General features: G+C 40.1%; 15 protein-coding genes. 12 read left to right on the top strand and 3 right to left on the bottom strand.

Annotated features, from left to right (window positions below):
- Nucleotides 1-140: 140 nt before the first annotated feature.
- Both QUE03_RS12130 and QUE03_RS12135 read left to right on the top strand, forming a co-directional pair.
- Nucleotides 141-1,244: a porin family protein gene (locus QUE03_RS12130; protein WP_286261793.1), complete on the top strand. Its 1,104-nt coding sequence runs from the start codon at nucleotides 141-143 to the stop codon at nucleotides 1,242-1,244.
- 242 nt (nucleotides 1,245-1,486) lie between these two features.
- Nucleotides 1,487-2,113 (top strand): LysE family translocator, encoded by a 627-nt coding sequence (locus QUE03_RS12135; protein WP_286261795.1) that lies wholly within the window; start codon nucleotides 1,487-1,489, stop codon nucleotides 2,111-2,113.
- Between the two features lie 11 nt (nucleotides 2,114-2,124).
- On the opposite strand, the gene QUE03_RS12140 is transcribed toward QUE03_RS12135, so the two are convergent.
- Nucleotides 2,125-2,595, bottom strand: a complete 471-nt coding sequence (locus QUE03_RS12140) for a hypothetical protein (protein WP_286261797.1) — start codon at nucleotides 2,593-2,595, stop codon at nucleotides 2,125-2,127.
- 266 nt (nucleotides 2,596-2,861) lie between these two features.
- Between QUE03_RS12140 and ccoN the strand changes: the two genes are divergently transcribed.
- The 10 genes from ccoN to uspE all read left to right on the top strand — a co-directional run bounded on the left by ccoN (nucleotide 2,862) and on the right by uspE (nucleotide 11,931).
- Nucleotides 2,862-4,286 (top strand): cytochrome-c oxidase, cbb3-type subunit I, encoded by a 1,425-nt coding sequence (ccoN, locus tag QUE03_RS12145; RefSeq protein ID WP_286261798.1) that lies wholly within the window; start codon nucleotides 2,862-2,864, stop codon nucleotides 4,284-4,286.
- 10 nt (nucleotides 4,287-4,296) lie between these two features.
- Nucleotides 4,297-4,941 (top strand): cytochrome-c oxidase, cbb3-type subunit II, encoded by a 645-nt coding sequence (gene ccoO / locus QUE03_RS12150; RefSeq protein ID WP_286261800.1) that lies wholly within the window; start codon nucleotides 4,297-4,299, stop codon nucleotides 4,939-4,941.
- Nucleotides 4,942-4,946: 5 nt separating this feature from the next.
- On the top strand, nucleotides 4,947-5,129 hold the full coding sequence (locus QUE03_RS12155) for a cbb3-type cytochrome oxidase subunit 3 (protein ID WP_286267834.1): 183 nt from the start codon (nucleotides 4,947-4,949) through the stop codon (nucleotides 5,127-5,129).
- Complete coding sequence (gene ccoP / locus QUE03_RS12160) at nucleotides 5,122-6,096, top strand: cytochrome-c oxidase, cbb3-type subunit III (protein ID WP_286261802.1); 975 nt, start codon at nucleotides 5,122-5,124, stop codon at nucleotides 6,094-6,096. The genes QUE03_RS12155 and ccoP overlap by 8 nt, the downstream gene beginning before the upstream one ends.
- A gap of 154 nt (nucleotides 6,097-6,250) precedes the next feature.
- A complete protein-coding gene (locus QUE03_RS12165) occupies nucleotides 6,251-6,745 on the top strand; it encodes a FixH family protein (RefSeq protein WP_286261804.1) in 495 nt (164 codons plus the stop codon).
- Nucleotides 6,745-9,126: a heavy metal translocating P-type ATPase gene (locus tag QUE03_RS12170; protein ID WP_286261806.1), complete on the top strand. Its 2,382-nt coding sequence runs from the start codon at nucleotides 6,745-6,747 to the stop codon at nucleotides 9,124-9,126. The genes QUE03_RS12165 and QUE03_RS12170 overlap by 1 nt, the downstream gene beginning before the upstream one ends.
- Complete coding sequence (gene ccoS / locus QUE03_RS12175; protein WP_286261807.1) at nucleotides 9,123-9,329, top strand: cbb3-type cytochrome oxidase assembly protein CcoS; 207 nt, start codon at nucleotides 9,123-9,125, stop codon at nucleotides 9,327-9,329. The genes QUE03_RS12170 and ccoS overlap by 4 nt, the downstream gene beginning before the upstream one ends.
- 77 nt (nucleotides 9,330-9,406) lie before the next feature.
- Nucleotides 9,407-10,078 (top strand): sulfite exporter TauE/SafE family protein, encoded by a 672-nt coding sequence (locus QUE03_RS12180; protein WP_286261809.1) that lies wholly within the window; start codon nucleotides 9,407-9,409, stop codon nucleotides 10,076-10,078.
- A gap of 47 nt (nucleotides 10,079-10,125) precedes the next feature.
- On the top strand, nucleotides 10,126-10,845 hold the full coding sequence (fnr, locus tag QUE03_RS12185) for a fumarate/nitrate reduction transcriptional regulator Fnr (RefSeq protein WP_286261812.1): 720 nt from the start codon (nucleotides 10,126-10,128) through the stop codon (nucleotides 10,843-10,845).
- Nucleotides 10,846-11,004: 159 nt separating this feature from the next.
- Nucleotides 11,005-11,931 carry a universal stress protein UspE gene (gene uspE, locus QUE03_RS12190; RefSeq protein WP_286261814.1) on the top strand — a complete coding sequence of 309 codons (927 nt, stop codon included), beginning with the start codon at nucleotides 11,005-11,007 and terminating at the stop codon, nucleotides 11,929-11,931.
- Nucleotides 11,932-12,086: 155 nt separating this feature from the next.
- Here uspE and torD read toward each other — a convergent pair whose 3' ends face one another.
- Both torD and torA read right to left on the bottom strand, forming a co-directional pair.
- Nucleotides 12,087-12,788 (bottom strand): molecular chaperone TorD, encoded by a 702-nt coding sequence (torD, locus tag QUE03_RS12195; protein ID WP_286261816.1) that lies wholly within the window; start codon nucleotides 12,786-12,788, stop codon nucleotides 12,087-12,089.
- Nucleotides 12,785-15,277 carry a trimethylamine-N-oxide reductase TorA gene (torA, locus tag QUE03_RS12200; protein WP_286261819.1) on the bottom strand — a complete coding sequence of 831 codons (2,493 nt, stop codon included), beginning with the start codon at nucleotides 15,275-15,277 and terminating at the stop codon, nucleotides 12,785-12,787. The genes torD and torA overlap by 4 nt, the downstream gene beginning before the upstream one ends.
- Nucleotides 15,278-15,281: the final 4 nt, after the last annotated feature.

Genomic DNA, 15,281 nt, shown 5'->3' on the forward strand with positions numbered 1-15,281 from the left:
AAAACTTTCACATATCCCCCTTAAGCTCCTCACTCTCAAAAGTATGCGTGTCTTATAATAATTCCGTCATCACTTTTTACTAAACAGCGTAGACCAATGTTAGCGCTTATATTTATTTTTTAGTTAAGTTGTCGATAAAAATGAACAAAACTACATTTGCTATTTCAACAGTGTTGCTCACGTTAGTGAGTGCTTTTACACCTTATGCCACAAGCCAAGAGCATAAAAAATATGATATTGATTCTCTTTGGCAAAATGCCACCTTATACCAGCAAGGAGATCAAAAGCTCGTGCTTTCTGGCCGATTACAAAGTGATGCGGTATGGGTCGATGAAAACTCATATGATGATAGTACTTGGCGTCGTTTCCGATTTGGATTTAAGGCTCACTTGAGTCAACAATTCATGTTCCACCTAGAAGCTGATTTTGATCTTAATAATGAAGCTGAGTATAGGAGTCTCACCGATGCTTACTTCGGCTTTTCCTTATCTAATGGTGCAAAATTTAAAGTCCTAAAACAATCCGCAGGCTTTACTTTAGATGGCAATACTTCATCAAAAAAACTGCTAACCACTGAACGAAATAACCTGACGAATAATCTTTGGTTCACCAACGAGTATTATACGGGTTTAAGTTACAGCAACACATTCGATGATAAAATCAATTACAAAGCAGCGGTTTATGCGAATGATGGCGCAGAAGAGATCAGTGATTTTGACGCCGGATATTTTACTTTATTTTCAGTCACTTATAAAGATGTACAAACATCTTGGTGGGATGCAGCAAGCTACACATTAGACTACGTTTATAATGATGAAGATGACGGAGCCGATACCCGTGACTTTGAACATATCGTCAGCATTTCAAGCGTTTTTGACAAAAACAATTGGCAAGTTGCCACTGACTTTGCCATAGGGAAAGGCTTTTCAAATCAAAGTAATGTCACGGGCGTAGTTATCATGCCAAGCTATGATTTTTCAAATCATACGCAATTAGTTGCTAGATATACCTACATTAACAGTAATGGCGATAACGGTGTGCGCCTTAATAGGTATGAGAACCGAGCGATTGAAGGCAGAGGTGATAAATACCATGAGCTTTATACCGGACTCAACTATTACCTCAACCAGCACAAACTAAAGCTACAACTAGGACTACAATACGCCAACATGAAAGACGAAGCCCTTGACGGAGGTAAATTTGCAGGCTGGAGTGCTACCACGGGAGTCAGGTTATACTGGTAAATGTACGGTAATATAACGTTCTGTAAATAGCGCATAATAATAAAATATTATGCGTAAATTGCTCTGCTCATATCTAAGGTGAATTTCGAAAGAATAACCACAGGTTGCCTTACTTTATGCTTTTATTAAAAAGCAACACATGAACAATGCTATCAACAAACAAAAAATTACGACGGACGTAAGGACAGGGTATAACGTTATCCGTTACAATTTATTTTTCCCAATTAACGAGCGTATAGACCGTGGCCGACATTTCTCTCCTTCTACTTTTTATCCCGACCTTTTTCTTCGTCAGTTTAACGCCAGGTATGTGCATGACGCTGGCCATGACATTAGGCATGACCATTGGGGTTAGACGAACCGCCTGGATGATGATTGGCGAGCTAATTGGCGTGGCGATTGTTGCGATTGCTGCGGTGATCGGCGTTTCAACAATCATGCTGCAATACCCGTTGATTTTTAATGGCTTAAAAATTTTTGGCGCGACTTACCTTATGTATATCGGCATAAACATGTGGCGCTCAAAGGGCAAGCTTGCTGTAACTGACACTGATTTAACTGATAAACAGAAAACAGCCCGTTCTGTATTATTTAATCAGGGGCTTATTACTGCCATTGCGAACCCTAAAGGTTGGGCATTTATGGTGTCCTTGCTGCCCCCTTTTATTAATACCGATTACCCCTTGGCGAGCCAATTAAGCTTGTTAATTTCGATTATTCTATTATCAGAACTAGTGTGCATGACACTTTATGCAACGGGGGGCAAAACTATCGGTAAATTGCTCACCCAGAAAAACAACGTCAAACTGCTTAATAAAATATCCGGTAGTCTGATGATTTTGGTTGGTATTTGGCTGGCATTAAGCTAGTTCATATCAAATTAACGAAAAGTTGTTAAATCAACAAAAAATGAATGTTGAGTTAACTTATCATTATTTTCACTATCAATAATAAAAATAATCTTCCATTTCATCTTAGCCAACGAACAAGAACCAAACAAAACCTGAGCATTAAACACACTAGCTTCTTCTTGTGCTGTTGCTTGCTTTACAAAAAATAACGGGATTTTTCCCATGAACATATCGACACCTTCCATGTGTGCTGAGATCTTAATTATTTCATGCTCGCCAAGGTAATTCACATACAAATTGACTGGTGTTTCAGCTTTAGGACTCTCTTGATCAAAGCTAATAAAAAAGCGACCTTGAGGGGTGTCGACTGCACAAGTTGATTGAGACGAAATACATTTAGGTTCAATAGTTTTAACAGTCATTTCATCTTTCGAAAAACAGCCTGTTAAAGCAAGTAAAAGCAACACCATAAATATGCGTTTTTCAACTATTCTTTTCATTATTGTAAAAAATACCTCATTTTCGTAAATCTCTGTCACAAAGCTGTAATAACCCTAAAATTTTTATTGATATAAAACAGGTTTTGTTTCCAATTGTAATGACTTCTTGATTGTAAATCATTATCATGCGCTCGAGTTGGAAACTCTCTGATGTAAAGCACTTCTTTTTGGTCTATAACTTACTATGGTAAATAGGTTATTTATCGAACAATTTTGCATCAAAACTGAATTTTTAATTAAATAATTATAACTGCGGAATCCATAACATGAATCAAGGTAATACATCAGCAGTAGACTACAACATGAACGTTGTACGTCAATTTACTGTGATGACTGTCATCTGGGGCATCGTTGGTACGCTAGTTGGTGTCTTAATCGCTGCACAATTAATTTGGCCAGCATTAAATTTTGAGACCCCATGGCTAACCTACTCCCGTCTTCGTCCGTTGCACACCAATGCGGTTATCTTCGCATTTGGTACTAGTGCGTTATTTGCTACTTCTTATTACGTTGTTCAACGAACGTGTAAAGCGACACTTTTCGGTGGCAGTTTAGCATCGTTCACGTTTTGGGGTTGGCAAGCCGTTATTGTTTTAGCAGCAATAACACTTCCTATGGGCTACACCTCAAGTAAAGAGTATGCGGAATTGGAATGGCCAATCGATATTCTCATCGCTGTTGTTTGGGTCTCGTACGCTATCGTGTTCTTTGGTACGTTAATTAAGCGTAAAACGTCTCACATCTATGTAGCAAACTGGTTCTTCGGTGGTTTCATTATAACGGTTGCTGTACTTCACATCGGTAACTCGATGGTAATTCCTGTCTCTATGATGAAGTCATATTCATTGTACTCGGGTGCAATCGATGCGATGATGCAGTGGTGGTACGGGCATAATGCCGTTGGTTTCCTTCTTACTGCTGGTTTCTTAGGTATGATGTATTACTTCGTTCCTAAACAAGCTGAACGTCCGGTTTATTCTTACCGCTTATCAATTGTTCACTTTTGGGCACTTGTTTCATTATACATTTGGGCTGGACCTCACCACTTACATTACACCGCTCTTCCTGACTGGGCGCAATCAGTAGGTATGGTAATGTCTATCGTATTATTCCTTCCTTCTTGGGGTGGTATGATTAACGGTATCATGACGCTATCAGGTGCGTGGCACAAGCTTCGTCACGATCCAATTCTACGTTTCCTAATTGTTTCATTGTCTTTCTATGGTATGTCTACATTTGAAGGCCCAATGATGGCGATTAAATCAGTTAACGCTTTATCTCACTACACTGACTGGACAGTAGGTCACGTTCATTCAGGTGCATTGGGTTGGGTTGCCATGGTATCTATCGGTGCAATGTATCACTTAATTCCAGTGTTATTTAATCAAGAACGTATGTACAGCATTCGTTTAATCAACATTCACTTCTGGATGCACACAGCGGGTATTGTTTTATATATCGTTGCTATGTGGATTTCAGGTGTTATGCAAGGTTTGATGTGGCGCGCAGTAAATACTGATGGTACGTTGACTTATAGCTTCGTTGAAAGTCTAACCGCTTCGTACCCGTTCTACTTTATTCGATTCTTAGGTGGTGTGTTGGTTGTTGCTGGTTTCTTACTAATGGCTTACAACATGTTCAAAACCATGGGTGCTGAAAACGGCAGCCTTAAGAAAGTAGAAGCGGCTTAAGGAGTACCCTATGCAAAATAAACATGAAAAAGTAGAAAAACACGTTGGTTGGTTCTTCACGTTTACTATCTTAGCGATAAGCTTAGGTGGCCTAGCTGAGATCACACCGTTGTTTTTCCAAAAAGAAACTACACAACCTGTGACTAACTTACGTCCATATACAGCGTTGGAAATGGAAGGTCGTGACATCTACATCCGTGAAGGTTGTAATACATGTCACAGCCAAATGATTCGCCCGTTTCGTGCTGAAACCGAACGTTACGGTCACTATTCTGTTGCTGGTGAACACGTTTGGGAACATCCATTTTTATGGGGTTCAAAACGAACGGGTCCTGATTTAGCCCGTGTTGGTGGTCGTTATAGCGATGACTGGCATCGTGCACATTTAATCGACCCTCGTTCAGTTGTGCCAGAGTCCAATATGCCTTCATTTAAGTGGTTAGAAGAGAACACATTAGATGGCAAGCTTACCGCTAAAAAGCTTGAAACATTTAATTTCTTAACTAAAAACCGTAGTCATAAAGACGCGCAAGGTAATGCGATTCCCCTTTATTCTTCAGAAGATATTGCTAACGCAAAATCAGACGTAGAAGGTAAAACGGAAATGCAGGCATTGATTGCCTACTTGCAGTCACTTGGTCATGCGTTGAAATAATCATGATGGACTATGGAACAGTTAGAGGGCTAATCGCCCTTCTAATATTGGCACTTTTTATCATTATTGTGGTTTGGTCATATAGCAAAAAGCGTAAAACATCGTTTGATGACGCCGCTAACTCTATTTTTGAAGAAGACCGCAATAATAAAGATATAAACGAACAGGAGACTAATAATAATGTCTAGCTTCTGGAGTATTTGGATTTCCGTTATCACACTAGGTTCATTAGTAGGTTGTTTTGTCCTATTGAAATGGTGTTTGAGAAACTTTGCTGGCGTAGATGAAGGTGAACCAATGGATCACACTTTCGACGGCATTCAAGAATTGAACAACCCACTACCTCGATGGTGGAGTATTTTCTTCTTAGTAACCATTGTTTGGGGTTTTGTCTATCTTGCACTTTATCCTGGATTAGGTAACTTTGCTGGCTTATTAGGCTGGAAAAGCTCTAACCAAGATGTGATGACACTTGAAGACTCAAAAGCACAAAGCCTTGCTAATTTGCAAGCAGGCTCTGGCGTATTAGTAGAATATGATCGTGAAGTAGCACGTGCTAACGAAAAATACGGTCCTATTTTTGCGGCATACGCTGAGCGTGATATTGCAGACTTAGCCACAGATGAAGACGCACTTAAAGTAGGACAACGCTTGTTCTTACAAAACTGTGCTCAGTGTCACGGCTCTGACGCACGTGGTACCACTGGTTTCCCTAATCTAACGGACAACGATTGGCTGTATGGCGGCAGTGGTGCTGATATCAAACACAGTGTATTAGCAGGTCGTAAAGCAAATGGTATGATGCCATGGAAAGCAGCTTTAGGTGGCGATAACGGTGTTAATGACGTGGCAGCTTATGTATTAAGCTTAAGTGGCCGTAGCGCTTCAGTTGGTGATGCACAAGCCGGTAAAGAAAAGTTTGCCATGTGTATCGCTTGTCACGGTGACAAAGGCCAAGGTAGTGACGCAATGGGTATTGCCTTAGGTGCCCCAGCACTAAATGATAATATTTGGTTATACGGTGGAAGTGAAAAAGCCGTTCAGCAATCTATCCGCAATGGCCGAGCAGGCGTAATGCCAGCTTGGAAAGATATTTTGGGCGAAGAGAAAGTACACGTTATTAGCGCGTATGTTTACAGCTTATCTCAAAAATAACATCTTATAATTAAGCACTCAAAAGCCTTGTCTTAGCACAAGGCTTTTTTATTGGTATTTTGAGATAAAAACGATAATTAAGTGCTCAAAAAAATGGTTCAGAGTTGATAAAAACAGTACAATATCGCCACTATCTCATTGCGTATATTTTTAAATGAAAACTCCTTGGTATAAAGAGCCCTGGGCTTGGTTAGTCTTTTTTCTTCCATTCTCTGCAGTTGTAGCGGGTATTGCCACTTTTATTATTGCTAATAATGATCCTGATGACCTCGTAGTTGGTGATTATTATAAGAAAGGTAAAGCAATCAATTTGCAACTTTCAAAAATAAAGCACGCACAAAAACTTGGTATGCGTTTTTCGTTGAAGCTTATCGACAATGAGCTTGTTGTTGTACCAACCGGTATTGAAAAAACCTTCCCATTGCTCAATGTTAATTTCTATCATCCAACCCAGGAAGAGAAAGATTTTTACCTTGCGTTAACGCCTGATGGTAATGGTCACTTTAGACACCAATTTGAACAATCGATTAGTGGCAAATGGAAGTTAACAATAGCGCCATTTGAAAATCACTGGAAAATAGACTCAACGATCACGCTACCACAATCTGAGTTTATTGAGATTAAACCGACACCTTCCGCTGCAAACTAATGGTTAACCCTTGCTACCACTGCGGTGAAATAGTCCCTAAAGGCATTTCTCTGTTTGTCCTTATTGATAAACACAATCGAGAAATGTGCTGCGTCGGCTGCCAGGCGGTGGCGCAGACAATCGTTGATAATAATTTAACGCAGTATTATAAATACCGAACTGAGCCAGCTCAAAAAAGTTCACCTTTAGTGCCTGAACAGTTGAATAAGCACAAATTGCTTGATGACGAAGTGTTGCAAAACGAATTCACTCATACTGAAAATGAATTCAAAGAAACGATACTCACTGTCGACGGTATCAGTTGCGCAGCATGTGCTTGGTTAATTGAAATGAAGGTTTTGCAGCTCGACGGCATAGCAAAAATATCCGTTAATGCAACAACTCAACGGGCCACGGTAAGATGGCATGAACAACAAATAAAGCTCAGTGAAATTTTGGCACAAATCGATAAAATCGGTTATCACGCCCTGCCCTTTAAAGCCAGTACAGCAGAAGAGCTAAACCAGGCAAAAGCAAAAGCTTTTATAAGGCGATTAGGTATCTCAGGCATACTCATGATGCAAGTAATGATGATTGCATTTGGTCTTTATTTCGGTGCTTTTTCCGATATGTCTGAGCACAATTTAGTTTACCTGCGCCACGCCAGCCTAATCTTAACGATACCCATCATATTTTACGGGGCCCTACCTTTTTATGTTGGCGCTATAAACGCATTACGTTCGAGACAGTTGTCTATGGATGTGCCGGTTTCCATTGCCATACTATTAGCCTTTTCAGCCAGTGCATGGGCGACTATCAGTCAACAAGGTGAGGTCTATTTTGAATCAGTATCAATGTTCACATTCTTGCTGCTGATAGGAAAATTCTTAGAATTTCGTGCTCGCTCACGTGCCGCGCAGGTTTCGGCTAACTTATTAAAACTGATGCCGATGACCGCGACCAAATTAGTCGATGAGAAAGAACAGTTCATTGCTGCTAGAAACCTAGTAAGAGCCGATGTTGTGATTATCCGCCCTGGTGAAACCGTACCCGCAGACGGCGTAATAGTTAATGGTAAAAGCCAGTTAAATGAGGCTATGTTATCTGGAGAGCAGCTTCCTATTGAAAAAGCAATCGGTGATAGTGTATTTGCCGGTACAATTAACGGCGACGGCAATTTAACCGTTGAAGTAAAGCAACCTGGTTCAAATACGTTTTTAAGTCAACTGATCCGACTGTCAGAATCTTCACAAGCGCACAAACCTAAAATCGCCAAAATATCAGACAAAATAGCCCAGTACTTTATCGCGGTCATTTTACTTACCGCAATTGGTACTGCCATCTACTGGCAACAACATTTACCCAGTGAAGCGTTCTGGATCACACTCTCCGTGCTGGTTGCGACTTGTCCTTGTGCTTTATCTTTAGCGACACCAACGGCATTAACATGTGCCACAACTCGCTTAAATAAAGAAGGCATCATGGTAAAATCAGCACATGTGTTGGAAACAATTCCAACGATATCGTGTTTTGCTTTTGATAAAACCGGCACTTTAACCTATGGTCAATTTACTATTTCCAACGTAGTAATAGAAAATCCGTATTTCACAAAAAACCAGCTATTATCGTACGCTGCTGCACTAGAAAGTCATTCTGAACATCCTATTGCAAAAGCATTTATTGAACACAGAGATTTTTCAATCAATGCACGAAATATAGAAGTTCACCCGAGCAATGGCATTAGCGGTATCATCGATAATAAAACCATTAAAGTGGGTAAGGCATCATGGTTACTTGATGATATCAACTCCCCTTACCTAGACAGTCAGGTTGTCATACTCATTGACGACCAACTTGCTGGTGTAATTTACCTTTTGGATGCTATCCGTGATGATGCAAAAACGTTGTTGAATTCATTAACTCAGCAGAACATTGAAACCATGATGCTCTCTGGAGATAATAAAGCAGGTTGTCAGCGTGTTTTTGACGCACTCAGCCTAAGCAGTTTTAATAGCGGTTTATCTGCCCAACAAAAAATGGAAATCATCCAAGAAAAACATCAAGGCGCTATTGTCGCCATGGTCGGCGATGGCGTAAACGATACGCCTGTATTTAGCGCTGCTCATGTTGCTATGGCTATGGGCAGTGGTACGGACGTCGCAAAATCAGGGGCAGATGTTATATTACTAAACAACAGGCTCTCATCTATCTCCTTGCTGAGTAAAGTGGCTAAACTCACTAAACGTGTTATTTGGCAAAACTACCTTTGGGCATTTGGCTATAATGCGCTGGTACTACCACTAGCTGTTTCAGGGATGATTACCCCTTATATGGCGGTAATTGGTATGTCAGCCAGTTCTATTTTGGTTATCACAAATTCATTAAGATTATTAAAAGCATGAGTGTAATTTACGTTTTAATTCCAGTTGCTGTGTTGCTAACAATTATTGGTATTTATTTGTTTTTTTGGGCCGTAAAAACTGAACAATTTGATGACCTAGAAAAAGAAGGTTTAAGTATACTGTTTGATGATGAAAATAATGACGGCCCAGGTAAAAATGAATCAGAAAAACTATCAGAACACCCTGATAGCAAAAAAAAGTAAGAATAATCGTAACTGATTTTATCAGTCCATTTTAGGTTAAATGTAAAAGCCATTTGCCCTACAAGAGACTTCGCGACATGAATATAGATTTTTTTTCTGCTTTTATCATTGGTTTATTGGGTAGCGGACATTGTATTGGCATGTGTGGCGGTATCACCAGCATGTTGACCAGCGCGATGCCACAAAACAAGCGTAAACCCAGTGCTATACTGGTTTTTTCGTATAATATTGGCAGGATCCTTTCTTATACATTAATTGGCGCAATTGCCGGATTTACTGGCTCATTAGCGATACATTCTTTAGGTTTTCCATTAACCATTTTACGGGTTTTGGCGGCCTTATTCCTGATATTGCTTGGCCTGTACATGGGGCAATGGGCAATGATACTGTCAAAACTTGAAACCCTAGGTAAACATTTGTGGAAACATATATCGCCACTTAGCCGTAAGCTAATTCCTGTAACTACTCCTTCTAAAGCACTGTTACTAGGTACATTATGGGGCTGGCTACCTTGTGGGCTCGTCTACTCAACATTGACTTGGTCGCTAGCAAGTGGCAACGCGTTAAATGGTGCAAGTATCATGTTTGCTTTCGGGCTAGGTACACTGCCAGCGCTCGTTACATTGTCCTTTGGTTTTTTCTCAATTGGAAAGTTAGTCAAAGATATTAGATTTCGCCAATTCATAGGTTTGTCACTAATTTGTTATGGAATTTATAGCTTACAGGTTGCCTATAGTGCGTGGTTTTAATATCATGTGTACTTGCAAATGCATTAATTAATTGGAATCGAGAGCCAATGCCTCAAAAATCGTGTGATGCTAATAATCATATCCATTGTCAAAATTGTAGCATCAGTGAATTATGCTTACCGTTTTCACTAAATGAGCAAGAACTAGACACATTAGATAACATTATTGATCGTAAGCGACCTATTCGTAAGAATGAGAAAATTTTCGCCGACGGTGAAGAACTGCATTCTCTATACGCTATCCGTTCTGGTACATTTAAAACCTATACCATAGACGCAAATGGCGAAGAGCAAATTACAGGATTTCACTTAGCAGGTGATTTACTTGGTTTCGACGCAATATCAAACACAGAACACCAAAGTTTTGCTCAAGCACTTGAAACCGCAATGGTCTGTGAAATTCCATACGATACACTAGATCAACTTTCTGATTCTATGCCATCTTTAAAGCGTCAAGTACTTCGTTTAATGAGCCAGGAAATTCGCACTGATCAAAATATGTTGTCGTTGCTAAATAGAAAAAATGCCGAACAACGCTTAGCTACCTTTATCGCGTCACTATGTGATCGTTATAAAGAACGTGGATTATCTTCTAAAGAATTTAGATTAACCATGACCCGCGGCGATATCGGTAATTATATTGGTCTGACGGTAGAAACCATTAGCCGATTATTAAACCGCTTTCATAAAGAGGGTTTAATTGAAGTTAACGGAAAACTGATCACTATTTTAGATAGAGACAAGCTGTACAGTACAGCGTTGCTTTAATTTAATATTGCTCAACACTTTTCATCACTATTTTTCCATACTATGCTATTAATGACGCAATAATTTATTGCGTCTAAATGTTGATTTAAAACAAATTATTGTTTTTATGCCTGTTGCATCATGGTTATAACAGGCTCATAACAGTAATGAGAGGCAATCATGGAAAAGTATCAAAAAATATTAGTTGTAATCGATCCCACTGTTGAAGACCAAAAAGCATTGAAGCGTGCTATACACATGGCAAAATTAACAAATGCTTCTGTAACTGCTTTTTTAAGTATCTTCGACTTTTCATACGAAATGACCACCATGCTTTCTAGTGAAGAACGCGAGTCGATGCGTCAAACAGTAATAGATGATCGCGCACAGTGGATCAAAGATATTTTAGCTGACATAGAGCTTGGTGACATTAATATCAACACTCAAGTTGTTTGGCATAATCGCCCCTTTGAAGCTGTCATTGAAAAAGTAATAGACGATAGCTATGACATGGTTATTAAGGGTACCCACCAACACGACAAGCTCAAATCCGTTATATTTACCCCAACTGATTGGCATTTGCTACGTAAATGTCCTTGCCCAGTATTACTGGTAAAAGACCATAGTTGGCCAGAAAATGGCAATATTATTGCTGCCATCAATGCTGGTAGTGATGAGTCAGAACATCAATCACTTAATGACAAAATCACGGAAGAAGCTATCCACATAGCTGGACTGATCAAGTCTAATGTACATTTAGTTAATTCTTTTCCTGGCACGCCTGTTAACATTGCCATTGAAATTCCAGAATTCGACGCAAGTCAATACAATGACACTATGATGCAGCACCATAAAGACTCTATGAAGGTGCACGCCGAGAAATTTTGTATTCCAGTAGAAAACACCTATGTAAACGAAGGTCTACCTGAAGACATTATCGAGAGCCTTTCAACACAACTTGATGCTGAATTAGTCATCCTCGGCACCATTGGCAGAACGGGAATTTCGGCAGCACTTATTGGTAATACAGCAGAACATGTTATTGATAGACTCAACTGTGATGTTCTAGCTTTAAAGCCGCAAGGCTATAAATCCCCATTACAATAAAAAGGCGGTTAGCACCGGCAATAATTATTAACCAATAAATGCTTACTCTTTCTTGGCTTCCTATACGATACACACACTAAGTCGTAGGAAGCCAATAATTGTCTCTTTTCACCCAAATAAAGCTTATAGCTATTTTTTACTTTATGAGCTAATCATTATTTTAGGTTGATAATATCAAATTTTAACCACTGTAACGTTAACTCTGCAACCGCATTATAGAACGAACCATTATCGTGTTTATTCACTTGGCTGACAAAATCACCGAGCCAAGTCATGAGATAGTGCTCTATAAAATCAAGCTGCTCCTTACGCCCTGCTGTATTACATAGGTGGCCAATATAAGCCAAAATTATCGCAATATGATCTCCTGGCTCAGGAAAGTCATTATGAATTTGCAATTTATTATCCGTTAAAAACGAAATCATTCTCTGGTGAAGCTCGCCAAAAAGTTCAACCCTATCTTTTTTCTTCCGCGAGCTTGGTTGATTACTAACCGCATCATTTGTCTTCGAGCTAAAATATTGCCCAGCATATGGTGACACACTGGTTCTGCCATCGACTAAGAACAAGCCGCAAAAATCAGCGGCAAGTTCAAGCACTGCTTGTTCAGAGTTAAGCGACGCCAATTTAGTATTAATCTCACTTATTGAAGCCGACAAACTTGGCTCAAGGGCAAGTGAAGCTAAAAAGCTCTGCCCTTGTTCTGATGATAATTGCATCACTAAATCCGAGGTCACTTCTTTGGCAAAGAGTGATGAGAGAAAGTTATATACGATTGCTCTCGCTTGACTTTCTTTAGCTAGGTCTGCAGCCGTTTCTTGCGTAGCCCCTTGATTTACCGTTCTTGATTTAGTCACGCACCTATCTCCAATGGTCCTTGAAATGAAGTTACTTGTGGTAACTTACCACGAAATTTTTCATAATCTACTAAACAGGTATAGGCAGAGCAAGCTTGCGCTAATTTAGATGAGCCAATATCTTGGGTTAATGTGTTTGGATCGCCATAGCTACAAAGTGCACCAACTTTTGCACCACCAGAAATGCTGCCATCATCGCCAACAGGGCCATACCAAGCACCTTCATGTATGCGGATAACACCTTGGGGAAAATTGTTGCTGACAACAGCGCCTGCAAGTAATTGGCCCCGGTCATTAAATACTCTCACCACATCACCATTTTTAATGCCACGTTGTTTAGCGTCTTCAGGGTTTAGATAAACCGGCTCTCTGTCTTGTACTGCATAAGATTGGCGATACTCTTTTGACTCACACATTTGTGAATGTAACCGTTTATCAGGGTGACAAGATTGCATCCAGATCGGGTGTTTGTCTGACCCAGGGCCGCCATGGCTTCGCTCTGTTTTTTCCATCCACATTGGGTGACCTTTACAATCATCGTATTGATAGCGGTCAATTTTGCGGCTAAAGATCTCAATTAACCCCGACGGTGTACCTAAAGGGTTTATTTCGGGATCATCTCTAAAGTCAGCATGTCGAGTCCAAGGCTTACCTTCACCAAAGTGTACATAACCGTCTTGCCAAAATTGTTCAAAATCAGGCATTGCAAATTTACCATCATTAGCAGTTTTGCATTCGCTGTAAAGCTTCTTAAGCCAATCAAGCTCAGTCATGCCACGCGTATATTCTTTCTCTTTACCTAGAATACGGGCAAAACGGGTGAATATTTCATAATCAGACAAGCTATCAAATAGCGGTTCAACCATTTTTTGCATTGCCAGCAAACCACGGTTTGCGTAACTGCCATAAATATCAATGTCATTTCGCTCCATCGTCGTACAAGCCGGCAATACAATATCTGAAAAACGACAGGTTGCTGTCCAGTTGATATCAATGCTTACAACACATTCAAGCTTATGAAAAGCTTCTTTCATACGGTTCCTGTCTTGATGGTGATTCCACGGATTGTTACCTGAGAAAATCATCATTTTTATGTCAGGGTAAGTAACTTTTGCGCCATTAGCGTCAATGACTTTGCCTGGCTCTAAAATAGCGTCAATCCAACGTGCTACTGGAATGGTACTGCTTGCACCTTTAAAGTCATCGCTATCGAAAATTGGTTTTTGACCTTCGTCTAAATTTCGTGGGAAAGCCCCTGGAGCCGCTGCGCCAGAAGAAGGCACACCAATACTTGAATAATGATGACCATAACTAATGCCGCCACCAGGTAATCCAATTTGCCCGATCATAGTGGCTAAGACTGCCGCCATCCAATAAGGTTGTTCACCGTGTTGCTGGCGTTGAATACACCAGCCCATTAACATTTGCGTGCGACCAGCAACCATGGTTTTTGCCAAGTCTTTGATCACTTCAACTGGCACCGATGTAATTTTTTCTGCCCACTGTGGGGTTTTAGCAATACCGTCACTTTCGCCAGTTAAATACGGCACAAAACGCTCGAACCCTAAGCTATAACCGTCGATAAATTTTTGATCATGTAAATTATTGGAGTAAAGCTCATAAGCGATAGCCAACATTAAGGCGACATCGGTTTGTGGATTAACATAGATTTTTTCACAACCTAAGTAATCTTGAGTCTTAGATGCCACGGGATCTATACTGATCACACGAATTTTACCTTGTTTTACTTTCTCTTTTAGTTGCGCAAGGTATTCATAACTTTCATGGGTTTCTGCATTCCAGCCCACTTGTAAGTTTTTATAAGGATCATTAGCCCATAAAATAATGGTTTTAGCATTATCTAAAATAAGCGGCCATGAAGTTCCTTGAGCATAAACTTCTGTTGAACCTAACACATACGGCAGTATGGTTTGCCCGGCACCTGTTGAGTAATCACCAATTTTTTTAACAAAGTTTCCATGCATACCAACAGCGCGCTGCATATGGCTGGTACTAGAATGTAATTGCCCTGTTGCACGCCAGCCGGTTTGCCCTGCATGCAAGCCAGACGGGCCGTAATTAGTTTGTACTTCATCAAGTGATTGCTTAAGGAGTGTTAATGCTTGATCCCAAGTGACTCGAACAAAACGAAAATCGCCCCGCTGTGTAGTATCACTTTTATGGCCTTTTAATAAAAAATCTAGCCGTACCATAGGGTAACGAATTCGTGATGGATTATAGACTAAGCCCTTAACACCGTTAATCATGTCTGTTGGATACTTATCTAAATCAAACGGCTTAACTTGATCAATAACACCATTTTTTCGTTTGATTTTAAACGCACCAAAGTGTGAGCCAGTGGTTAACCAATCGTCACGTTTTTTAGCGCCGACGTTTGCTAAAGCGTTTAGTGGTGTTAACACTGAAGCGGTACTTGCTAGGGTAAATGATGTCGCTAATATGCCCTTTAAAAAACTTCTTCTTTTCATGAGA

The sequence above is a fragment of the Thalassotalea atypica genome (assembly GCF_030295975.1).
In the GTDB taxonomy this organism is placed as follows: domain Bacteria; phylum Pseudomonadota; class Gammaproteobacteria; order Enterobacterales; family Alteromonadaceae; genus Thalassotalea_F; species Thalassotalea_F atypica.

Coding starts and splice junctions, on each gene's coding strand:
- QUE03_RS12130 (WP_286261793.1), top strand. CDS start 141: ATGAACAAAACTACATTTGCTATTTCAACAGTGTTGCTCACGTTAGTG.
- QUE03_RS12140 (WP_286261797.1), bottom strand. CDS start 2,595: ATGAAAAGAATAGTTGAAAAACGCATATTTATGGTGTTGCTTTTACTT.
- ccoN (WP_286261798.1), top strand. CDS start 2,862: ATGAATCAAGGTAATACATCAGCAGTAGACTACAACATGAACGTTGTA.
- ccoO (WP_286261800.1), top strand. CDS start 4,297: ATGCAAAATAAACATGAAAAAGTAGAAAAACACGTTGGTTGGTTCTTC.
- QUE03_RS12155 (WP_286267834.1), top strand. CDS start 4,947: ATGGACTATGGAACAGTTAGAGGGCTAATCGCCCTTCTAATATTGGCA.
- ccoP (WP_286261802.1), top strand. CDS start 5,122: ATGTCTAGCTTCTGGAGTATTTGGATTTCCGTTATCACACTAGGTTCA.
- QUE03_RS12165 (WP_286261804.1), top strand. CDS start 6,251: ATGAAAACTCCTTGGTATAAAGAGCCCTGGGCTTGGTTAGTCTTTTTT.
- QUE03_RS12170 (WP_286261806.1), top strand. CDS start 6,745: ATGGTTAACCCTTGCTACCACTGCGGTGAAATAGTCCCTAAAGGCATT.
- ccoS (WP_286261807.1), top strand. CDS start 9,123: ATGAGTGTAATTTACGTTTTAATTCCAGTTGCTGTGTTGCTAACAATT.
- QUE03_RS12180 (WP_286261809.1), top strand. CDS start 9,407: ATGAATATAGATTTTTTTTCTGCTTTTATCATTGGTTTATTGGGTAGC.
- fnr (WP_286261812.1), top strand. CDS start 10,126: ATGCCTCAAAAATCGTGTGATGCTAATAATCATATCCATTGTCAAAAT.
- uspE (WP_286261814.1), top strand. CDS start 11,005: ATGGAAAAGTATCAAAAAATATTAGTTGTAATCGATCCCACTGTTGAA.
- torA (WP_286261819.1), bottom strand. CDS start 15,277: ATGAAAAGAAGAAGTTTTTTAAAGGGCATATTAGCGACATCATTTACC.